At 62.1% G+C, this 20,758-nt stretch carries 19 protein-coding genes and 1 pseudogene; 6 read left to right on the plus strand and 14 right to left on the minus strand.

Translation table 11 applies throughout. The annotated features are described in order from the left end of the window. Genes ACKAMS_RS20850 through ACKAMS_RS20870 form a run of 5 tightly spaced genes read right to left on the minus strand, consistent with a single transcriptional unit; the run spans position 1 to position 3,833 of the window. Positions 1-1,209: a DegT/DnrJ/EryC1/StrS family aminotransferase gene (locus tag ACKAMS_RS20850; RefSeq protein WP_400821375.1), complete on the minus strand. Its 1,209-nt coding sequence runs from the start codon at positions 1,207-1,209 to the stop codon at positions 1-3. A gap of 32 nt (positions 1,210-1,241) precedes the next feature. Then, the gene (locus ACKAMS_RS20855; protein WP_047888076.1) at positions 1,242-2,423 is read right to left on the minus strand and encodes a lipid-transfer protein; all 1,182 of its coding nucleotides are present in this window, start codon (positions 2,421-2,423) and stop codon (positions 1,242-1,244) included. Then, the gene (locus ACKAMS_RS20860) at positions 2,420-2,833 is read right to left on the minus strand and encodes an acyl dehydratase (protein ID WP_408989464.1); all 414 of its coding nucleotides are present in this window, start codon (positions 2,831-2,833) and stop codon (positions 2,420-2,422) included. The genes ACKAMS_RS20855 and ACKAMS_RS20860 overlap by 4 nt, the downstream gene beginning before the upstream one ends. After that, positions 2,830-3,258: a Zn-ribbon domain-containing OB-fold protein gene (locus ACKAMS_RS20865; RefSeq protein ID WP_408989465.1), complete on the minus strand. Its 429-nt coding sequence runs from the start codon at positions 3,256-3,258 to the stop codon at positions 2,830-2,832. The genes ACKAMS_RS20860 and ACKAMS_RS20865 overlap by 4 nt, the downstream gene beginning before the upstream one ends. Further along, positions 3,255-3,833, minus strand: a complete 579-nt coding sequence (locus tag ACKAMS_RS20870) for a MaoC family dehydratase N-terminal domain-containing protein (protein ID WP_003943815.1) — start codon at positions 3,831-3,833, stop codon at positions 3,255-3,257. Before ACKAMS_RS20870 ends, ACKAMS_RS20865 begins: the two co-directional genes overlap by 4 nt. 65 nt (positions 3,834-3,898) lie before the next feature. On the opposite strand from ACKAMS_RS20870, the gene ACKAMS_RS20875 reads away from it, so the two are divergent. Continuing rightward, positions 3,899-4,612 carry a TetR/AcrR family transcriptional regulator gene (locus tag ACKAMS_RS20875; protein ID WP_175413859.1) on the plus strand — a complete coding sequence of 238 codons (714 nt, stop codon included), beginning with the start codon at positions 3,899-3,901 and terminating at the stop codon, positions 4,610-4,612. Here the strand turns inward: ACKAMS_RS20875 and ACKAMS_RS20880 are convergent. The 4 genes from ACKAMS_RS20880 to ACKAMS_RS20895 form a co-directional block, all read right to left on the minus strand. After that, a complete protein-coding gene (locus ACKAMS_RS20880; protein ID WP_069147121.1) occupies positions 4,599-6,071 on the minus strand; it encodes an MFS transporter in 1,473 nt (490 codons plus the stop codon). The two genes, ACKAMS_RS20875 and ACKAMS_RS20880, sit on opposite strands and share 14 nt — an antisense overlap. A gap of 86 nt (positions 6,072-6,157) precedes the next feature. Then, positions 6,158-6,727 (minus strand): TetR/AcrR family transcriptional regulator, encoded by a 570-nt coding sequence (locus ACKAMS_RS20885; RefSeq protein ID WP_020905905.1) that lies wholly within the window; start codon positions 6,725-6,727, stop codon positions 6,158-6,160. Continuing rightward, entirely contained in the window at positions 6,727-7,347 is a 621-nt protein-coding gene (gene recR, locus ACKAMS_RS20890; protein ID WP_003943917.1) for a recombination mediator RecR, read from the minus strand. The genes ACKAMS_RS20885 and recR overlap by 1 nt, the downstream gene beginning before the upstream one ends. Positions 7,348-7,359: 12 nt before the next feature. After that, complete coding sequence (locus tag ACKAMS_RS20895; RefSeq protein WP_003943929.1) at positions 7,360-7,698, minus strand: YbaB/EbfC family nucleoid-associated protein; 339 nt, start codon at positions 7,696-7,698, stop codon at positions 7,360-7,362. A gap of 109 nt (positions 7,699-7,807) precedes the next feature. Here ACKAMS_RS20895 and ACKAMS_RS20900 point away from each other — a divergent pair, with 109 nt between their 5' ends. The 3 genes from ACKAMS_RS20900 to ACKAMS_RS20910 all read left to right on the plus strand — a co-directional run bounded on the left by ACKAMS_RS20900 (position 7,808) and on the right by ACKAMS_RS20910 (position 10,500). Further along, entirely contained in the window at positions 7,808-8,608 is an 801-nt protein-coding gene (locus tag ACKAMS_RS20900) for an Rv3717 family N-acetylmuramoyl-L-alanine amidase (RefSeq protein ID WP_408989466.1), read from the plus strand. A gap of 84 nt (positions 8,609-8,692) precedes the next feature. Next, positions 8,693-8,989 carry a hypothetical protein gene (locus ACKAMS_RS20905; RefSeq protein WP_021332904.1) on the plus strand — a complete coding sequence of 99 codons (297 nt, stop codon included), beginning with the start codon at positions 8,693-8,695 and terminating at the stop codon, positions 8,987-8,989. Beyond that, on the plus strand, positions 8,989-10,500 hold the full coding sequence (locus ACKAMS_RS20910; protein ID WP_408989467.1) for an alpha/beta hydrolase: 1,512 nt from the start codon (positions 8,989-8,991) through the stop codon (positions 10,498-10,500). Before ACKAMS_RS20905 ends, ACKAMS_RS20910 begins: the two co-directional genes overlap by 1 nt. Positions 10,501-10,554: 54 nt before the next feature. On the opposite strand, the gene ACKAMS_RS20915 is transcribed toward ACKAMS_RS20910, so the two are convergent. After that, complete coding sequence (locus ACKAMS_RS20915) at positions 10,555-10,989, minus strand: SRPBCC family protein (RefSeq protein WP_019746544.1); 435 nt, start codon at positions 10,987-10,989, stop codon at positions 10,555-10,557. A gap of 338 nt (positions 10,990-11,327) precedes the next feature. Between ACKAMS_RS20915 and ACKAMS_RS20920 the strand changes: the two genes are divergently transcribed. After that, positions 11,328-12,731 carry an FAD-binding oxidoreductase gene (locus tag ACKAMS_RS20920; RefSeq protein WP_019746543.1) on the plus strand — a complete coding sequence of 468 codons (1,404 nt, stop codon included), beginning with the start codon at positions 11,328-11,330 and terminating at the stop codon, positions 12,729-12,731. After that, complete coding sequence (locus ACKAMS_RS20925) at positions 12,728-14,029, plus strand: class I SAM-dependent methyltransferase (protein WP_003943932.1); 1,302 nt, start codon at positions 12,728-12,730, stop codon at positions 14,027-14,029. The genes ACKAMS_RS20920 and ACKAMS_RS20925 overlap by 4 nt, the downstream gene beginning before the upstream one ends. A gap of 23 nt (positions 14,030-14,052) precedes the next feature. Here ACKAMS_RS20925 and ACKAMS_RS20930 read toward each other — a convergent pair. The 4 genes and pseudogenes from ACKAMS_RS20930 to ACKAMS_RS20945 form a co-directional block, all read right to left on the minus strand. After that, positions 14,053-15,107 (minus strand): annotated as a pseudogene (locus ACKAMS_RS20930) (hypothetical protein). Positions 15,108-15,215: 108 nt separating this feature from the next. Further along, the gene (locus ACKAMS_RS20935) at positions 15,216-17,357 is read right to left on the minus strand and encodes a 3-hydroxyacyl-CoA dehydrogenase NAD-binding domain-containing protein (RefSeq protein ID WP_020968211.1); all 2,142 of its coding nucleotides are present in this window, start codon (positions 17,355-17,357) and stop codon (positions 15,216-15,218) included. A 45-nt stretch (positions 17,358-17,402) separates the two neighbouring features. Next, a complete protein-coding gene (locus ACKAMS_RS20940; RefSeq protein ID WP_003943886.1) occupies positions 17,403-18,617 on the minus strand; it encodes an acetyl-CoA C-acetyltransferase in 1,215 nt (404 codons plus the stop codon). A gap of 222 nt (positions 18,618-18,839) precedes the next feature. Further along, positions 18,840-20,702, minus strand: coding sequence for a multicopper oxidase domain-containing protein (locus ACKAMS_RS20945; RefSeq protein ID WP_408989468.1), 1,863 nt, complete (start codon positions 20,700-20,702; stop codon positions 18,840-18,842). Positions 20,703-20,758 lie beyond the last annotated feature (56 nt).

A 20,758-nucleotide genomic window follows, 5' to 3' on the forward strand; every position in this document is an offset into this window, starting at 1 on the left:
CTATTTGAACTTCGAGGCGAAGCGATTGATGCTCTCCGCGATCCGTGCAACTTCGTCTTCACGCAGGCCGTGACTCATGCCGAGTGTCATTCCTCGGGCGAAAACCGCGTCGGCTTCCGGCAATCCTTCGACCGGCTGACGGAACTCGATGTTGTTCATCATCGGGTGACGAGTGACGTTGCCGCTCCACACAGTTCGTGTGTCGATACCGTCGGCCTCGATGGCTTCCTGCAGGTCGCTGCGCGTGAAGGGGGCGTTCTCGTTGATCATCACCGGGTAACACAGCCACGCCGTATCGAGACCGTCGAGTTCTACCGGCGTCGTGAAGAATTCAGGATGGGCGCCGTATGCCGCCGTGAAGGCCGCAAACGTTGCCTTACGCGTCTTGTAGTTCTCTTCCAGCTTGTCGAGCTGCACGACTCCGTAAGCTGCGCCGAGTTCGGAGGGCTCGAAGTTCCATGACATGAGCTCGAAGATGAAGTCGTTGTCGTAGTCGACTCCGTCGAGTTCTTCACGGAAGACTCGGCCGGACTTGGTGCTGCCGAACAGATTCGGCTCACTGCGACGGCCCCAGCGGCGAAGCAGCAAAGCCTTGTCGCGGCTGGCTTCGTCGTCGACGCACACCATTCCGCCGGTTCCCGCGCACGTGATGATGTGTGCCATCGAGAAACTGGTGACGACGATGTCTGCCCGGGAGCCGGTGGGAGTGCCGCGGAGCGTGGCGCCGATCGCGTCACACGAATCCTCGATCACCTTGAGTCCATGGCGATCAGCGATATCACGAATGACGTCCCAGTCCGGGCAGTTGCCGGCCAGGTTCGGCATCAGGATGGCACCGGTCTTTTCGGTGACCATTGCCTCGATCTTGGTGACGTCGACGTTGAACGTGTTGGGTTCCACGTCCACGAACACCGGCACCAGACCGGCACGCACGATCGGTGCGATATCGGTGGAGAACGTCAACGGCGACGTGATGATCTCGCTTCCCGCAGGCAGTCCGAGCAGCTCGACTGCCAAGTACAAACCCGAGGATCCCGAGTTGCACATGACGCCGAACTTCTTGCCTGCCAAGGCCGCGATGCGTTCTTCCATCTCGAAGACGTTCTTGCCGATGCGCAATCCTTGATGCCCGCTGCGCAAGACGTCGACAACCGCCTGTATTTCTTCCTCGCCGTGCGTAGCCCTGGCGTAGGTGATCCGCTCGCTCATCTGGTTCCTGCTTTCTCGAATTGGCGGCAGATTCAGCGATCTGCCGAGAGGACGAGCGCACTGTGCGGGACGGGAGAGCCGCCGGTCACGAGCACGTTGTCCAGAGTTTTGGTGGGTTGATTGGTGGAAGTGCCGCGGATCAGGCGTACACCTTCGGCAATGCCGTTGACGCCGTGGATGTATCCCTCACCGAGTTGGCCACCGTGGGTGTTGATCGGCAGGCGACCGTCCAGCTCGAGATTCCCGTCGGCGATGAAGTCTTTTGCCTCACCTCGACCGCAGAATCCGTACTCCTCGAGTTGAAGCAGAACCATCGGAGTGAAGGCGTCGTAGAGAATTGCGGCATCGATGTCGTCCGGGCCGATACCGGCCTGGTCCCACAGTTGGCGCGCCACGAGTTCGACTTCCGGCATGCTGTCGATGTCTTCGCGGTAGTAGCTGCTCATCGAAATCTGTTGTGGACCTACACCTTGCGCAGCACCGCTGATGATCGCTGGTTTGTGCGGCAGGTCGCGGGCGCGCTCTGCGCTGACGATGACCAGCGCCTGTCCGCCGTCACTTTCCTGACAGCAGTCGAGCAGACGGATGGGGTCGGCGATCATGCGCGAGTTCTGATGATCCTCGATGGTGATCGGGCGTTCGTAGAACCAGGCCTTCGGGTTGTTCGCGGCATGCTTGCGTGAGAGAACCGAGATCTGACCGAAGTCGGCGCTGGTTGCCCCGTACTTGTGCATGTAGAGCTTGGCGAGGAAGGCTTCCTGCTGCGCCGGGGTCAGAAGCCCGTACGGGTTGATCCAGTTCCGATACTCCTGGTCCGTCGACGCGTTGTACGCAAAGGGTGGTGGCCCGGCGCCGAATCGGTGACCTGATCTTTCGTTGAAGGCACGGTAGACGACCACGACGTCGGCGACACCACTGGAGACGGCAAGCGCGGCTTGTTGAACCGGTGCGCAGGCACCGCCGCCGCCGTGTGGAATACGACTGAAGAACGTCAGTTCCGGGATCCCGAGAGCGCGTGCGACCGCAATCTCGGGATTGTTCTCCATGGTGAACAGTGCAAATCCGTTCACCTCTTCTGCCTCGATGTGAGCGTCGTCGAGCGCAGCGATCACGGATTCGCACGCCAACTGCCATTCACTGCGGCCGGAGTTCTTGGAGAACTCGGTGGCGCCGATCCCGGCGATGGCGGCTTGCCTCGAAAATCCTCGTGTCATGCGATTACCCTTTCCGCCGGTTCGAGAGTCACGTCGGCTGTCACGTGCGTTCCGCGAGCGTTCTTGCCGAGAACCGTCACGGTGAGCGCCCGGCCGTCGGAGTCGATCACCTTGCCGGTCAATGTCATGGTGTCTCCGGGAAAGTTCGGAACACCAAGCCGTAGTGATGTTTTGACGATTCGCGATCGCGGGCCTGACCAGTCGGTGATGTAGCGGTCGATGAGCCCGTTGGTGGTGTTGATGCTCATGAAGATGTCGGGAGTTCCGCGATCCTGCGCCTTGCCCGGATCGTGATGCACGTCCTCGAAATCCTGAGAAGCGATCGCCGTGGCGACGATGAGCGTTCGGTCCAACGGCAGTTCGAGGCTGGGAAGGGCCGAACCTACCTCGTAATCAAAAAGATTCGTCATTGCACCGATCCCCGTCGCCTCAGTTGCGGCAGCATCTCCCCGTGGGCGTGCTCGGAGAACGCCACTTCGAGTTCCATACCGAATTCGAGTTCCTCGTGATCGATGCCCGCGATGTCGGCAACCAGACGCGACCCTTCTTCGAGATCGACGAGTCCGACGGCGAGCGGGTACTCGAAGGCAGGATCCTTCGGGTGGTGAATGACCGTGAAGCTGTGCAACGTGCATCGCCGCGTGGATTCGACTGTGTCCCAACTGAACGAGCGGCATTCCGGGCAGGCGGGCGCTGGCGGGTGGCGCAGTGTCTTGCAATCCGCACACCGTTGGATCTCGAGGCGACCCTCTTTGGCCGCGGAGAAGAAGAAATCGTTGTCGTCGGTGACGGTGAGTCTCGGCACCGCGGTGTGGCGGGAGCCAGTCTCGCTCATGCGATTACCTCCTGGGCTTCGGGCTTGGTATCTGTCTGGGTATCTGGTTTGAATCTGAGCAGTCGAAAGCGCTCTTCGACCAGCGTCTTTCCGTCCTGGTCCACGTACTTCTTGAACAGAGTGATGAAGCACCCGTGACCGAGAGCCGTCTGTTTGAACGGTGAGATCGCTTCGATGGTGAAATATGCGGTGACGTGGTCTCCGGGACTCAACTCCGCGAAATACTCCTGCTCGACGTTGGTCGCGACTACGGACGTGTAGCCGGCCTCGTCCAACAGCCCGAGTAGTCGTGAATAGGCGAAATCCTCGGAGGCTCCGTCGGCGCGAAGTTGTTGGACCTGCCGATAGCGGCGGTAGCCCGCCATCACCCAGGTCGAGATCATGGCGGGTGGGCAGACGACGTCTCGACGGCCAGTGCTGCGAGCAGCTTCGGCGTCGACGTAGATCGAGTTGCGGTCGTCGTGTGCCTCGACCCAGTTGCGGATCATCGCCTCGTTGACGGCATAGCGGGCGACGCGGGGTGGTTCAGCCTCTGCGCCGATGAAATTCGGAAACTGCGTCTGCAGGCTCTGCACTGAAATCCTCCGTGAACGAAAGTTGAGCAAGCGCTTGATTTTGAAGCTAGCATAGGAATCCGGAAGTGGAAACACGCGATCTCACCGACGAATTGGTTCGAGCCGGAGCCATCAGGCAGGATTGCGCTACGTTCGACGCCGGCAGCCCGGCACCCGCGAAACCCTGCTCTGAGCAGGACCGACAACCAGTGGAGATTTCAGTGGCATCACCAGATCGTCGGGAGAAGATCCTGGAGAGCTCAGCCGAGCTGTTCGCCAGGAAGGGTGTCGCCACCACGACCGTTCGCGAGATCGGCGACGCCGCTGGAGTGTTCTCGGGCAGCCTTTACCACTACTTCAAGTCGAAGAATGCGATAGTCGCCGAGCTCATGCGCGGCTTCATCACCGACATTCAACTCCGCTTCGATCAGGTGGAGAAGACGGCGAACGACCCCGAGGACGTCCTACGCGGCCTGATCCGCGAGACCCTGGTCGTCATCGAACTGCACCCGCACCCGACGGCGATCTACCAGAACGATCGGGCGTATCTACGCGACAACGATCTCCTGCAATCCGTCGACGGTCCTTCCCGCCAAGTCCGCGAGCATTGGATGAAAGCGATCGCCGAAGGCGTCGATCAGGGAATCTTCCGCAAAGACGTGGCCCCGGAGATTTTCTATCGATCAGTACGAGACACCCTGTGGTCGACCACGCATTGGCCGGACCGCCAGAAATACACCACCGAAGAGTTCGCGGATCTGATGATCACACTCTTCCTCTCGGGATTCAGGGTCGCCTGACGAGATCCGGCAGGTCCAGATGTTTCGGGGTTCGCCCCTGCGGCAACAGGATCGACACTGCGAACACGACCACGGCGCAGCCCGCGCACACCAGGTAGGCGACGGAGAATCCGGTCCACGACGTGGAATGTTCCGAACCGCTGATCACGAACGCGGCGAGGATCGTTGCCACCGTCGCGCTGCAGATCGTGCTTCCGGACGTCCGCAGAAGTGAGTTCACCCCGTTGGCTGCAGCCAGTCGCTGACGAGGCACGGCAACCAGAATCAGCAGCGAGAGCGTGCTGTAGACGATGGCGGTCCCGACTGCTGTGATACCCAGTGCTGCAACCACTCCCCACAGTGGCTTACCGGCAACTGCGTGAATCCCGTACCCTCCGGCGAGGAACACGGCACCGGTCAACATCGCAGTCCGTGAACCGAAGCGGTCGGTGATCCGCACCGCAACCGGCGAGAACAGCACCATCGCGATACTCGCCGGAATCTGGCAGAGCGCCGCCGCGATGATCGACAGGCCGTACCCGGCGCCCGGCCCCTTCATCCCCTGCAGCAGTTGTGTGGTGATCAGTGTGTTCCCGAAAAATGCGAACCCGACGAGCAGAGCCGCCAGATGCGGGATCAACACCGCACGTTTCACGAGAGCGCGGACGTCGACCAGCGGATTGACGTTGCGCCGCTGTTGAATTACCCAGAGCGTGAACAGCACCGCCGACGCGGCCAGCATGGAGATCACCGCTCCGCTGGTCCATCCCCAACTCGACCCCTGAGTGATCGGCACCAGTAGCGCGATCATCGCGGCGCTCAGACCGACAGCCCCGACGCCGTCGAATCTTCCCGACGGATTCGGCTCGGACTCTCGAATGAACAGCACCGCAGCAAGAGTCACGGACAGTCCGATGGCGGTGGTTACCCAGAACAGGACGTGCCAGTTCGAGTACTGCGCGATCATCGCAGAAAACGGTATGCCCAAAGCGGTTCCGACGCCGAGCGTCGAACTCATCATGGCCACTGCGCCGTTGACCTTGTTGCGTGGCAATTCATCACGGAGCATGGAGATTCCGATGGGGATGACCGCCGACCCGGCTCCCTGCAACGCTCTCGCGAAAATGAGCACAGCGATGTCCGACGACAGCGCACACAACATCGAGCCGAGAGTCATCATCGAGAAGGCAACCAGAAGCATCTTCTTCTTGCCGAACATGTCGGCAAGCCGGCCGAAAATGGGAGTGACGACAGCGCCGACCAGCAGCGTTACCGTCACCAGCCAGGACACCGCCGTACGTCCAGCACCTGTGAAGTGCGGTAACTCCGGCAGCAGTGGAACGATGACCGTCTGCAGAACAGCCTGGAACACGGCTGCGGCGACAACGATGGGGAAGAGAAAGCGGGAGCGCGGCTGCGCGAGACTCGCGTCGGGGGTGGTGGCTGCAGGCGTGCCCGGCGGACGGTCGAGCGTCGTCACCCCACACCGCCTGTTCCCACTAGGTAAATATCCGTTCACCTACATTAGGTGAACGGATATTTACCAAGCAAGAATTGTGATGCCGCTCACCCGTCGAGCAGCTTTTGGACAAGTGGTGCGTACAGCGCAACCACTTCGTCCTGGGTGCCGGTGGCATGGCCGGCCATCATCCGTCGGCGCATGATCGCCACTCCGACCACCATCGACATCGCCAGTTCCGCGCGCAATCTCGCGTCGGGGCCGGACAGGCGAGCGGCGAGGGTGTCGATCATCTGCGTCGAATAGTTCTCGCGCAGCTTGCGGTTGCTCTCTTCACTGACGCCGCTCATGAACAACAAGCTCATGGACAGCGGCTTGTACGACTCCAACGGCTTGGTGAACAGCGAGACCATGCGCTCGCCGAGCGAGTCGTTCGGGGCGTCGAAGACCGTGACCGCCGCTGCCCGGAAGTCGACCAACTCGTCGTACAACTGCTCTTTGGAACCGAAGTACTTGATGATCAGAGGTGCGCTGACGCCTGCGTCTTCGGCGATGTCCTTGAGCGTGATTTCGCGGTACGGCCGAGTCGCGAATGCTTTCCCGGCCGACGCGATGATCTGCGCACGCGTCTGCTCGGACGTACGACGCACCTGCTGACCTTGCTCCGTGCCGCCCATCAAGCGTTCCGCGACAATTCACGACGGCCGGACAGTGCCCGACCCAGCGTCAACTCGTCTGCGAATTCGAGATCGCCACCCATCGGAAGACCCGAAGCCAACCGAGACACCGTCAGCCCCGGAATGTCTCGCATCATGCGAACGAGATAGGTGGCTGTCGCCTCACCCTCCGTGTTGGGGTCGGTGGCGATGATGACCTCGGACACGTCGACGCCGTCCTCCTGATTTGCGATGCGAGCCAACAACTCCCGGATACGCAACTGGTCAGGCCCGATCCCCGAGAGCGGATTGAGCGCACCGCCGAGCACGTGGTAGCGACCCTTGAACTCACGGGTGCGCTCGACAGCCTGGACGTCCTTCGGTTCCTCCACGACGCAGATCACCGTGCGATCGCGACGTGCGTCGGCGCAGATGCGGCACTTCTCCTGATCGGACACAGTTCCGCACACCGTGCAGAACTGAACGCCGTCACGGATGCGCTGCAATGCATTTTTCAAACGGTCGATCTCGGGAGGCTCCACGGAGAGCAGGTGAAAAGCGATGCGTTGAGCGCTCTTCGGCCCGACTCCGGGAAGCTTCCCGAGTTCGTCGATCAGATCCTGAACCGGACCTTCGTACACGCGTTCTCGTTTCTAGAAGCCGGGGAGACCGGGAAGGCCTCCGCCGAGTCCGCCGGCCAACGGGCCGAGCTTCTCAGCAGCGACTTCCTGTGCTTTGCGCGAAGCGTCCTCGATCGCGCCGATCACCAGATCCTGCAGCGTCTCGACGTCTTCGGGGTCGACGACCTTGGGATCGATCTGCAGACCGACAACCTCGCCGGTGCCCTTTACCGTGGCGACAACCAGTCCGCCACCGGCCTGACCGGTCACTTCGGCCTGAGCCATTTCCTGCTGCGCCGCCATCAATTGCTGCTGCATCTGCTGAGCCTGAGCCAACAGAGCAGACATGTCGGGTGCTCCACCTGGTTGCACGAGCGGTCCTTTCTACAGAGTTATCCCCACCAGCGTAGTCGGTGCGCGCTACCGTGAGCGGGTGCGCCGGAACCAGTCAGACACCGTAAAACCGTCAGGTAGGTCAAACATGGCATCACGTGTGTTCCGCTCCACTGCCCTGATCGTCGTGGTCGGGGCTGGGCTTCTGAGCGCTGCGTGCACGATTCCGACCGAGACTGCCGAGGCCACGACTTCGGTCGAGGTGTCTCCGCTCAGCACCGTGGCCGCTGGCGTCCCCGCTGCGCTCACCGGCAAGGTCGTCTTCCTCGATCCCGGGCACAGCGGGGCGAACGACGACAGCATCAACACCCAGGTCCCCACGGGCCGCGGCGGCACCAAGAACTGCCAGACCACCGGCACCAACACCGATGCCGGGTTCCCCGAGCACACCTTCAACTGGGAAGTTGCGAGCCTGGTCAAGAGCGAGCTCGAAGGCCAAGGCGCAACTGTCGTCCTGAGTCGACCCGATGACGTCAGCGTCGGATCATGCGTCGACGCACGTGCCGAAGCCGCCAATTCCTCCGGCGCCGACGTAGTGGTGAGCATTCACGCGGACGGCGCAGCAGCCGGGGCCGAGGGTTTCCACGTCTGCTACTCCGCGCCCCCGCTGAACACGGTGCAGGCCGGCCCGTCCGTCGCCTTTGCCGAAACCATGCGCGACTCACTCGTCACCGCCGGGCTCACCCCGTCGACCTACATCGGTGACGACGGGTTGGCGCCACGCGCCGATCTGACGGGACTCAATCTGTCGCAGCGGCCGTCGATTCTGGTCGAACTCGGCAACATGCGAAATGCCGACGAGGCAGCGCGCATGACGAGCCCGGACGGTCAGCAGGAGTACGCAACCGCCGTCACCAGCGGAGTCACCGCCTTCCTGACAACCCCCTGACCTCGCTACTGTGGAGAAATCCCGATTGTCCACAGGAAACTCGGCACCGTCCCGCTAGCCAGCTCACCTGGATACGGTTCTGCCATGGGGCCGATACTTCAGGTAGATTTCGCTGCTCTGCAGCAACTTTCAGCTGATCTGTCTCGAATTGCGGATCAGATCTCGGGGATCGATTCCGCCGGCCCGATTTTCGAAGCCGCGGCGGCCCTGAACTCGTCCGCTGTCGCGGCTGTGTCGACTGGGAATGCAGGCGTCATCGCCGACGCGTACCGGCACCTGGCTACGCAATTGGGACTCATGGCGTCGGGAACCGCTGCCGCAGCACGTCTGTACGACGCTGCCGAGGGCGAAGTGGTGTCCGAACTGCGCGGAGCCTACTGATGCAGCCCACCGTCTCTCAGCTTCGAACGTGGTCACCGGAGAAATTGCGCACGAGCACTTCGGAACTGATCGACATCGACCGGCAGATCGAAGCTCTCGGCAATGACGCCGGACGCAGCATCGACGCCGTCCGCGAATTCTGGCAGGGACAAGCGTCGAGCGCGTCGGCAGTGCAGTGGTCTGGCATCTCGCTTTCCTCGTCGCGGCTGTCGATTGCGGTTCGCGTAGTTGCGGATCTGTATGGCGGAGCGGCCAATACGATCGGGGCGGCGCGAAAATCAGTTCTGGACCTGGTCGAGGAGGCGACTCTCGAACACGGCTTGACGGTGTCAGACAGTGGAGCTGTATCGGCGCCTGAGACGAAGCAGCCGTGGAATCTGGCCGACGTCATGCAAGAATCCGAAAACGCCACGGCTGCAGAGATTTTTCAGCAGAGGATCTCCACTGCATTGACGGCACTCGACGATGAAGACAACCGGGCCGCGACTGCTCTGGGTGAGGCATTCCGGGAGATCGGATCACTCCTTGGCAATCAGACTGATCGCCTCAACCGCACTGTCGTCGACATCATCGATGGGAGGTCGACACTCCCCGGGACACCAACGGAGCTACACCGACTGTGGGAATCGCTCACTCCCAACGAGAAAGACGCGTTGGCGAGGTGGGATCCGTCCATCGGTAGCCGCGACGGCCTTCCCGCTCTAGACCGGGACTACTACAACCGGCGGTACCTCACGGCGCTCGAGCAGTTGCCGGATCGAACGGTAGCTGCCGGATACACGGCCGTGCGCGGCGAACTGCGACCGGACACGTTCCTTCTCTCGGTCACGGATGGGCACGCCGTCGTGGCAGTCGGTAATCCCGATGCCGCCGACAACGTCGCAACACTGGTTCCCGGAACCGGCTCCGGGCTGTCGGGCGTCGGCGGAGATCTGCAACGAACCAAGGCCATGTACGACGCGGCGGTCGCGGCGGCGCCAACGGAAGCCACATCAGTGATCCTGTGGTCCGGATACGACGCTCCCCCAGGCATTCCCGATGCAGCCTCGGATCGGTACGCCAACTCCGCGGCACCGAGGCTGGACAGCTTCCAGGACGGGTTACGAACCTCGCATGACGGTCAGCCGTCGCACAACGTGGTGATCGGTCATTCCTACGGCAGCACCGTCGTCGGTGCTGCGACTACCCGTGGCGCTTCTCTCGATGTCGACGAACTGGTTTTTGTCGCAAGTCCGGGCGTCGATGTCGAGCGCGTGAACGAACTGAGCCTGGACGGCGTCGACTCGGACGAGGTGGCGCGCCATGTTCATTCGACGACGGCCTTCTGGGATCCGGTCCAATTGATCCCCAAGATCCTCGGAGTCCACGGGTTCGACCCGTCGGATCCGGAATTCGGCGCGCAGATATTCGCCGGATCACCCGGGCAGCCTGGGTTCGGAGTTCACAGCGACTACTGGGAAAGCGGAAACCCCGCACTCACCGAATTGGCGCGGATCATTACCGGCCCATGAAAGAAGGCGCCGTACCGGTGAAGGTACGACGCCATCTCGGTGATGCAGGATCAGTTAGACGAGTTCGCGCTTGAGGTTGTCCAGGACCTGGGCCTGGATGCGCTGCAGACCCTTCGGGGCGAACGTGCGCTCGAAGAAACCGCCGATACCGGTGGCACCCTGCCACTGGGTGAGCGTCGTCACCGTCGTTCCGGTGCCGTTAGGGGCAACGGTCCAGGTGGTGACGAGACTGGAGTTCGCGTCCTTCTCGGTGATGACGTTGCCGTCGACCGTAACGGTGGCCTTGACGTTGCGCGAGCGCTTTTCCGTCGCCTTCAGCGTCCACTGCGCGACGGTGCCGTCACCCTGGCCGCCTTCGACGACCTTGTAGTCGAGGTACTGCTCGGACAGGATCCGCGGGCGAACCGTCTCGTAGTCCGCGAGCGCCGCGAGCACCTTGTCGGGTGCTGCTGTGACGACTATCGAACTCATTGCATTGACCTGACCCATATGCCCTACGTCTCCTTGCTCGACCAACGCGGCTCGATACCGCGAATGACTACCCGAATCCGCACCTCGAACTGCGCAGATATTCCTTTCCATACTGCCTGCTGCGCCCGGGTATCTCGACCATCTACCCATTCCGTGTGAGCTGGTTCACCACTCGGAGCATTTACCGAGTTCGATTGCAACAACTCGATCAAATTCGGGCATTAATACCCCTCCGGATAGCTTGCACACGCAACTACCGATAGCGTCAGGGTGTGACTCTCTCGTTCAATGGGGTAGTTCAGAAGTTAGATCGAATCCGGACAAAGCAAGGCCCGGGTTCCGATGCTGCGCGTGAAATGGGGTTCGAGCAGCACAGAGAAGGCGTCGAACGCCTACTCGCGTCATACCGCGCCATTCCCGCCGATGCTTCTGTACGCCTGGCAAAGAAGACATCCAATCTGTTCCGCGCTCGCGCCAAGACGTCGGCCCCCGGCCTCGACGTCAGCGGTCTGGCAGGTGTCATCGCCGTCGATGCGCAGGCGCACACAGCCGACGTCGCCGGCATGTGCACCTACGAAGACCTCGTCGACGCGACACTGCCCTACGGTCTGGCGCCACTGGTCGTACCTCAACTCAAGACCATCACCCTGGGCGGTGCGGTGACGGGCCTGGGCATCGAGTCCACCTCGTTCCGCAACGGCCTGCCACACGAGTCGGTGCTCGAAATCGACGTACTGACCGGGAGCGGCGAGATCATCACCGCTACGCCGGACGGCGAACATGCCGAACTGTTCTTCGGTTTCCCCAATTCCTACGGCACACTTGGCTATTCGACGCGATTGAAGATCGCACTCGAACCCGTCAAGAAGTACGTCGCCCTGCGACACGTGCGTTTCGATTCGTTGAAGAAGCTCGAAGAAACGATGGATCGCATCGTCACCGAGCGCGAGTACGACGGGATCGCCGTCGACTATCTCGACGGGGTGGTCTTCACCGATTCCGAGAGCTACCTCACACTCGGCGTACAAACCGACGAGGAAGGCCCGGTCAGCGATTACACCGACCAGGACATCTTCTACCGGTCGATCCAGCATCCGTCACTCACACAGCCCAAGACGGATCGCTTGACCATTCGGGACTACCTGTGGCGCTGGGACACCGACTGGTTCTGGTGCTCACGGGCTTTCGGTGCACAGAACCCGAAGATTCGACGCTTCTGGCCCAAGCAGTACCTGCGCAGCAGCTTCTACTGGAAGCTGATCGCCCTCGACCACAAGTACGACATCGGAGATCGCCTCGAAAAGCGCAAGGGCAAGCCCCCGCGCGAACGCGTCGTCCAGGACGTCGAGGTACCCATCGAACGAACCGCGGACTTCGTCTCGTGGTTCCTCGAGGAAATTCCGATCGAACCACTGTGGTTGTGCCCGTTGCGTCTTCGTGAGCCCAGCCCGGCCGCTGCCTCAGCTTCTCGGCCGTGGCCCCTCTACCCCCTCGAACCCAAGCGCACCTACGTCAACATCGGCTTCTGGTCTTCGGTGCCGATCGTTCCCGGCGAGCGCGAGGGGGCAGCAAATCGACTGATCGAAGAAAAGGTCAGCGATTTCGACGGACACAAATCGCTCTACTCCGACTCCTACTACTCGAAGGAAGACTTCGAGGAGCTGTACTACGGCGGCGACCGGTACATCGGACTCAAGGAACGCTACGACCCGAAATCCCGTTTATTGGATCTATTCTCTAAGGCGGTGCAACGTAAATGACCACGTTCAAAGACTCCAAAAGCCAGGACAAGCTCTCTATTGCCGAGATTCTCGAGACGCTTTCCGACGGCATGCTGCCGCTTCGATTCACCGCGTACGACGGCAGCACCGCCGGCCCCGAAGATGCCGACTACGGACTGCACCTCAAGTCGACTCGCGGAACCACTTATCTCGCAACGGCGCCCGGCGATCTCGGCATGGCCCGCGCGTACGTCTCCGGCGATCTCGAAGCCGAGGGTGTTCACCCCGGTGATCCGTACGAGATCCTGCGCATCATGGGTGACGAACTCCACCTCAAGCGCCCGTCGGCACTGACACTCGCCAGCATCACCCGCTCACTGGGCTGGGATCTGTTGCGGCCCATCGCCCCGCCGCCCCAGGAACACCTTCCTCGCTGGCGTCGCGTCGCAGAAGGACTGCGTCACTCCAAGACTCGTGACGCCGAAGTCATCCATCACCATTACGACGTCTCCAACACCTTCTACGAGTACGTCCTCGGCCCGTCCATGACGTACACCTGTGCCGCCTACGACAATGCGGAACAGACGCTCGAAGAAGCCCAGGAGAACAAGTACCGCCTGGTGTTCGAGAAGCTCGGACTCCAGAAGGGTGATCGACTTCTCGACATCGGTTGCGGCTGGGGCTCGATGGTTCGCTACGCGGCCCGACGCGGCGTCAAGGTGATCGGCGTGACTCTCTCACGCGAGCAAGCGGATTGGGCACAGAAGGCCATCGAGGACGAGGGCCTCGCCGATCTCGCCCAGGTCCGTTTCTCCGACTACCGCGACGTGGCCGAAACCGGATTCGACGCAGTGTCCTCCATCGGCCTGACCGAGCACATCGGCGTCGGAAACTACCCGGCGTACTTCGAGTTCCTCAAGGGCAAGCTGCGTGAAGGTGGGCGTCTGCTCAACCACTGCATCACCCGTCCGGACAACCGAAGCAGTGCCAAGGCAGGCGGATTCATCGATCGGTACGTCTTCCCCGACGGGGAGCTCACCGGTTCGGGTCGCATCATCTCCGAGATCCAGAACGTCGGTCTCGAGGTGCGCCACGAGGAGAACCTGCGCGAGCACTACGCACTGACGCTCGCCGGATGGTGCCAGAACCTCGTCGACAACTGGGACGCCTGCGTCGCCGAGGTCGGCGAGGGAACCGCACGCGTCTGGGGCCTGTACATGGCCGGCTCACGACTCGGGTTCGAGCGCAATGTCGTTCAGCTGCACCAGGTTCTGGCCGTCAAGCTCGGCCCCAAGGGCGAGGCGCATGTGCCGCTTCGCCCGTGGTGGAAGGCCTAGGGAGCTCCGCTCCCTGTGAGTGGTTAAGGAGTCTCTGCACTCCTTAACCACTCACAGGCCCCGCAGGGGTTCTCCCCTCTTCTCCCCCAACCTCCCCGCCGCAAGACCGTCTCCACCTCGTGCGCAACCTGGCACGGGGTCTTCATCACCTCGTCGAATCCGTAGACCAACCGCGGACGACCTGCCAGCTCTGCCGCGTTGTCACGACGGCGATCACGGAATGCCACTTCGGCCATGGAATGCGCCCACCGACCGTCGAGACGCACGATCAACGGCACACCCACTTCGCTGTAATCACAATCCTCGTACAGCGTGCGCCCGTCGACGCGAACCGGTGATTGGCGTCTGGCCGCGGGCAACCCGTGTGCTTGCTCCACATCCACCGCATAGTGATATTCGAGAGTCGATTGCACCCCGTCGGCCAAAAGCTTCACCGCACTTTCGAGGGCCTTCCGGTATCTACGGGGTGAGCGCTCCTCCATGCGTCGGCGGACGTCCGTCAATCGGATGCGGCCGTTGGTGACTGTGGTGATGAGGCTGACATAGGCCTCACGCGGAGTCGGTTCTGCGACGGCCAGATCGAGTGCTGTATCAGCCTTGCCGGTGCGCGGCATCTGCGCGTCGACGCCAATGTGACGATGAGCCCTCGAACGGTGGACCACAACGCCGGGATGGAGGACAGTGCCGATCAGGGGTGACGGATGTCGGTCGGCGCCGAGGCCACGAACGAAAGTGGCGGCCTGAGAGATCGCAGACTTCCCGTACGGAACGGTGATATGCACGGGTGCAGTGCCATCCGGCCGACGCATCGACCATTCCTCAGCGGCGGTGTGATGGCTGAGCATCGACGACCCGCCGCCGTACAAGAGCGCGGCCTCTCGAGTACGGCATACCTGGTCAATGGGCCCGTGGTGACGGAGTAGACGCCGCGAAGAACAGTTTGCCAGCGTCCGACCTCAACTCGTTGTTTCACGCGAGAGCGAGGAAATCCGATGGTGTGAAGTTGAGTGTGAGTGACCAGTCCGTGCTGAGCATCGACGACGGTCTGCAATGCATCGATTTCTGTATGTGAAGGCATACGACGAGCCTGCAAATACATACAGTCGGATTTCGCCGAGAAAACCAACCTGTGGATAAAGCTGTGCGCGGTTAGGAAGTGTTGAGACTCCCTAACCGCGCACGGGGGCTATGCCCCTAGCGAAGCCGGCGGGGTGAACCGCGGGCCGTACTGCGCAGCGAGTTCCTTTGCGCGAGCGACGAAGCCGGCCGTGCCGCCCTCGTATCCGACGATGAACTGGTGAACGCCACCGGTCCAGGCCGGGAATCCGATGCCCATGATGGAGCCGATGTTGGCGTCCGCCGTGGTGATCAGGACGTTCTCGTCGAAGCACTTCTGCGTCTCGATCGCCTCGATGAACAGCATGCGGTCGATGAGGTCCTGGATCGGGGCGTCGGAGGTTCCGGAGTTGAAGTTCTCGCGGAGTCCGGACCACAGGCCGGTGCGCTTGCCCTCGGCGTAATCGTAGAAGCCGGCTCCACCGAGCTTGCCCTTACGATCGAACTTCTCGACGAGGGTGTTGATGACCTCGCCGGCCGGATCTGCCGGCAGTTCCTTGCCCTCGGCCTTGGCGGCGTCGGCAGATTCCTTGCGAATCTTCTGCATGAGGGTGAGGTTGAGCTCATCCGAAAGCTGAAGCGGCGCAGCCGGGTAACCGGCCTGCATACCGGCCTGCTCGATGGTGGCAGGCTCGACGCCCTCGGCGAGCATGCCGATGGCCTCGTTGATGAAGGTTCCGATGACACGCGAGGTGAAGAAGCCACGCGAGTCGTTGACCACGATCGGCGTCTTGCGGATCGCCTGGACGTAGTCGAACACGCGAGCCAGAGTCTCGTCGGAGGTCTTCTCACCGCGGATGATCTCCACCAGCGGCATCTTGTCGACGGGCGAGAAGAAGTGGATGCCGATGAAGTCTTCCTGACGCTTCACGCCGGTGGCGAGACCCGTGATGGGCAGCGTCGACGTGTTCGAGCCCAGCAGTGCCTTGGGATCGACGATGTCCTCGATCTCCTGGAACACCTTGTGCTTGAGTTCCTGGCTCTCGAAGACCGCTTCGATGACGAAGTCGACGCCGGCGAAATCTGCCGGGTCAGCCGTCGGGGTGATCTTGGCGAGGAGTGCGTCGGACTTCTCCTGCGTGGTCTTGCCGCGCGAGAGTGCCTTGGCCTCAATGCCTTCGGCGTACGCCTTGCCCTTGTTGGCAGCCTCGATGCTGACGTCCTTGAGGACGACGTCGAAGCCGGCCTTCGCGGAGACGTACGCGATGCCCGCGCCCATCATGCCCGCGCCGAGGACGCCGACCTTCTTGATGGTGGACTTCTCGATGCCTGCCGGACGTGAACCGCCGCCGTTGATCGACTGCAGGTCGAAGAAGAACGCCTGAATCATGTTCTTCGCGACGCGGCCGGTCACCAGCGAGGTGAAGTAGCGAGCCTCGATGAGGAGCGCGTTGTCGATGTCGACCTGCGAGCCTTCGACGGCTGCGGCCATGATGGCGCGCGGAGCCGGCATCGGAGCACCCTTGAGCTGCTTACGCAGGTTCGCGGGGAACGCCGGAAGGTTGGCAGCGAATGCCGGGGTGGACGGGGTTCCGCCAGGGATCTTGTAGCCCTTGACATCCCACGGCTGAACGCCGCCTTCGGGGTTGGCCTTGATCCACGCCTTCGCGGCCGGAACCAGTTCATCCACCGAGCCGACGACCTCGTCGATGAGGCCGACTTCCTTGGCCTGAACGGGTCCACGCTGCTGCCCCTGGAGCAGGACGCCCATGAGCGCGTTCTGCAGACCGAGCATCCGCACGGTGCGCACGACGCCGCCGCCGCCGGGCAGCAGGCCGAGGGTGACCTCGGGCAGGCCGATCTTGACGCCCTTGACGTCTGCCGCGATGCGGTGGTGGGTCGCGAGAGCGATCTCGAGGCCGCCGCCGAGCGCCGCACCGTTGATGGCGGCGACTACCGGCTTGCCGAGAGTTTCGAGGCGACGCAGGTCTGCCTTGATCTCGACGCTGTGGTTGTAGATCTCCTCGGCCTGCTCGGGGCCGACCTTGATCATGTTCTTGAGGTCGCCACCGGCGAAGAAGGTCTTCTTGCCTGAGGTGATGACGGCACCGGTGATGGAGTCCTTCTCGGCGACCAGACGGTCGACGGTGGCCTTCATCGACGCGATGTACGCGTCGTTCATGGTGTTTGCGCCCTGGTTGGGATCGTTGATGGTGAGCACGACGATGCCGTCGGCGTCCTGGTCCCAGTTGATGATGTTCTGATCAGTCACTTTGCTTGACTCCTGGTAAGCCTCGTTGGAAGGACGGACGCCGCGTCAGACGCGCTCGATGATGGTGGCAACGCCCATACCGCCGCCGATGCACAGGGTGATGAGGGCGCGCTTGCCGCCACGACGCTCGAGCTCGTCGACCATCGTTCCGGTGATCATCGCGCCGGTTGCACCGAGCGGGTGACCCATGGCGATCGCGCCACCGTTGACGTTGAGCTTCTCGTCCGGGATGTTCAGGTCCTTCTGGAACTTCAGGACGACGGAAGCGAATGCCTCGTTGATCTCGAAGAGGTCAATGTCGTCGACCGTCAGGCCGGCAGCTGCCAGAACCTTCTTCGACGCCGGCGTCGGGCCGGTGAGCATGATGGTGGAGTCGGCGCCGCTGGTGGCGGTGGCGACGACGCGAGCGCGCGGCGTCAGACCCATGTCCTTGCCGGCCTGCTCGCTACCGACGAGCACGAGGGCAGCGCCGTCGACGATTCCCGAGCTGTTGCCGCCGTGGTGAACGTGGTTGATCTTCTCGACCCAGTGGTACTTCTGCAGCGATACGGCGTCGAATCCGCCGATTTCACCGATCACACCGAACGCGGAAGCCAGGCCGGCAAGGTTCTCGGCCGTGGTGCCCGGACGCATGTGCTCGTCGTTGTCGAGGATGGTGATGCCGTTGATGTCCTTGACCGGCACTACCGACTTGGCGAAGTATCCGCCGGTCCACGCCTTGGCGGCGAGGTCCTGCGAGCGCACGGCGTATGCATCGACGTCGTCACGCGAGAAGCCCTCGATGGTGGCGATGAGGTCTGCGCCGACGCCCTGCGGCACGAAGTAATTGTCGTAGTTGGTGGCGGGGTCGAGCGCCCACGGTCCACCGTCGGATCCCATCGGAACGCGGGACATCGACTCGACGCCACCGGCGATCACCAGTTCGTCCCAGCCGGACCGAACCTTCTGAGCTGCCATGTTCACGGCTTCGAGACCGGAAGCGCAGAAACGATTGAGCTGAACGCCGCCGACGGTGTCCGGCAGTCCCGCATCGTTGACTGCAACGCGGGCGATGTCCATTCCCTGATCGCCAACGGGGGTGACGACGCCCAGGATGAGGTCGGAGATCCGATCCTCGTCGAGGTCGGGAAAGCGCACGCGCAGTTCCTGGATCAGACCCGTGACCAGCGAGATCGGCTTGACCGAGTGCAACGACCCGGTCTTCTTGCCGCGGCCTCGCGGGGTACGGATGGCTTCATAAATGAATGCCTCTGTGGTCACTGTGAGGTGTTCCTTCCGTGTAATTCGTCGAACCGGTCTGCAGATCGTCCGCGCCGCCTTCGGTGGTGGCGCATGGCCGAGGTACAGACCTCAGCCCTTTCACTGTAGAACGTGTTCCAAATTCATGGGAAGGACCGAAGCGATCCTGCTAGGTGACCGAGGTGATCCGACGCGCGAACGCCTGCCCGCTTCGGTTCATTTCGAGAGCGCCCCCGGAAGCACTCACGGCACGATGCGATACGGCAACATCATGTCGTGATCTTCGTGATCGAGTAGATGGCAATGCCACACATATCCCTGGAGCCGACCAGTGTTACTCGCGTCGTGGTTGCTCATGCCGTGGTGCCCGTTTCCCTGATGCGCCTGATCACCGCCCGTCATCCCACCGCCCGTCATCCCACCGCCCGTCATCACAGCGCTCGGAAGACGATCGAACATCGCGTCGGGATCGAAACCCAGCTCATCCTCGGTGGGGAATCGCACGATGATCCGGGTGACAGTGCCGCCGTCCACCCTGACGGTGTCCTTCATCCCCGCTTCCCACGGCGCCGGCGCGATCATCGGCCCCGCCTCGAACCCGTCGGGCGACGGAGTCCACTTGTTGCCGATCACCGGCTGCGGATGGCGGATCAAGTACTCCAGCGTCCGCATCGGTGTCCTGCCGAGAATCCGGAAATTCACCAGGTGCAGGTGTATCGGATGCGGGTCCGGCGTGGTGTTGACGATGTTCCACTGCTCGACGGTGCCTTGCCGCGGCCTCTCGACGTCCGTGGTGCTGAACGTCAGGTTGTTCAGCGTCATCTGAGCCGGTGGATTCCGCAGTTCCAGTTGCTGGCTCACTGTCACCGTGCGAATTACCGTCGGCTGCTCCAACGGGGCGAGAACGTCACGTTGTCGGCGCCCACCGCGCAGTTGCGACGGAACACCACCGGTGAATCCGCGCCTGGAGTCGCCGCGGAACCGGCAGAACAGCGGCATAGTCACTTCACCGATGACAGCAGCGGGCAGCGGGGGCGCCTCGTCGTTGCGGAGCTCCACCGTCGAACCCTCCGACAGTCCGGTGAAATCGACGAGGAGGTCGTACCGCTCCCCCGGTGCGCAGCGGAAGGCATTGACCGCGACGGGTGCGTCGAGCATTCCGGCGTCGTTGCCGATGACCCAGAACGTCATCATGTTCGAGAAGTGAAGATTCCACACACTTGCCGACGACGCATTGACGATGCGGAAGCGGTAAAGGCCCCGAGCCACAGACAGTTCCGGCCACACCTTGCCGTTGACCAAGCCAACGTCGCCCACCGCGCCGCCTTCCCACGATCCTTCCGGGATCAAGATGGTGGATCGGCCGTTCTGGGCGCCTGTCGGCGTGAAGATCTTCTCCTGCAGGATCAACGGGATCTCGAATTCCTCGGCCGGCAACCCCAACGGATTTCCCAGTTTGCCGGTGTCGAATTCATCCCTGATCAGATAGTTGCCGATCAGACCGGCGTAGACGTTGAGCCGGGTGATGCCCATCGCGTGATCGTGATACCAGAGGTGGGCGGCTTCCTGACCGTGCGAAAAGTGATGCATCGCAGCCTGTCCCGGCATCACCAGCAGTTCCGGGTGGCCGTCGCTCTCAGGTGAAGTGACTCCACCGTGCAAGTGCAACGACGTCGGCGGTTTCGCACGAAAGTCGGCCTGCATTCCGTGCAGCGTCATATCCATGTCCGCTGCCAACGGATGTCCGGTCAGATCGTTCTCGAACGTCAACATGATCGGCTCGCCGGAATGCGCCTCGACGGTCGGGCCCAGATAGCCGCCACCGATCTCTCCGCTGCGGTACGACAGTGCCGGGGACGATGGAAAGTCCCGATGAAAGGCATGTTGCCCCACTTGCGCTGTCAGCGTGATCTCGTTTCCGGAAAGCGTCGACAACGAGGGTAGTTCGTCACAAAACGGCTCGAACTCCGGCGAATGAAAAATCAACGGCGACTCGATGTCCGCGCTCCCGGTTGGAACAGCACTTGCCTTTGTACCCAATGCAACCGCCACCGTGCCGACTGCCGACCCCTTCAGAACCGACCTTCTCGAAACCCCGATACCCATACATACCCCTCCCCATCGAAACGGGTTGCGTTCTCCGGCAAGGAAAACGCAACCCG

The organism is Rhodococcus sp. 5A-K4, assembly GCF_046097995.1.
Classification (GTDB): Bacteria; Actinomycetota; Actinomycetes; order Mycobacteriales; family Mycobacteriaceae; genus Rhodococcus_F; species Rhodococcus_F erythropolis.

Bases quoted from the DNA above. Each gene is read 5' to 3' on its own strand.
- ACKAMS_RS20850 (WP_400821375.1), bottom strand. From the start codon at position 1,209: ATGAGCGAGCGGATCACCTACGCCAGGGCTACGCACGGCGAGGAAGAA.
- ACKAMS_RS20855 (WP_047888076.1), bottom strand. From the start codon at position 2,423: ATGACACGAGGATTTTCGAGGCAAGCCGCCATCGCCGGGATCGGCGCC.
- ACKAMS_RS20860 (WP_408989464.1), bottom strand. From the start codon at position 2,833: ATGACGAATCTTTTTGATTACGAGGTAGGTTCGGCCCTTCCCAGCCTC.
- ACKAMS_RS20865 (WP_408989465.1), bottom strand. From the start codon at position 3,258: ATGAGCGAGACTGGCTCCCGCCACACCGCGGTGCCGAGACTCACCGTC.
- ACKAMS_RS20885 (WP_020905905.1), bottom strand. From the start codon at position 6,727: ATGGGCGGCACGGAGCAAGGTCAGCAGGTGCGTCGTACGTCCGAGCAG.
- ACKAMS_RS20900 (WP_408989466.1), top strand. From the start codon at position 7,808: ATGGCATCACGTGTGTTCCGCTCCACTGCCCTGATCGTCGTGGTCGGG.
- ACKAMS_RS20905 (WP_021332904.1), top strand. From the start codon at position 8,693: ATGGGGCCGATACTTCAGGTAGATTTCGCTGCTCTGCAGCAACTTTCA.
- ACKAMS_RS20910 (WP_408989467.1), top strand. From the start codon at position 8,989: ATGCAGCCCACCGTCTCTCAGCTTCGAACGTGGTCACCGGAGAAATTG.
- ACKAMS_RS20915 (WP_019746544.1), bottom strand. From the start codon at position 10,989: ATGGGTCAGGTCAATGCAATGAGTTCGATAGTCGTCACAGCAGCACCC.
- ACKAMS_RS20920 (WP_019746543.1), top strand. From the start codon at position 11,328: ATGGGGTTCGAGCAGCACAGAGAAGGCGTCGAACGCCTACTCGCGTCA.
- ACKAMS_RS20925 (WP_003943932.1), top strand. From the start codon at position 12,728: ATGACCACGTTCAAAGACTCCAAAAGCCAGGACAAGCTCTCTATTGCC.
- ACKAMS_RS20945 (WP_408989468.1), bottom strand. From the start codon at position 20,702: ATGGGTATCGGGGTTTCGAGAAGGTCGGTTCTGAAGGGGTCGGCAGTC.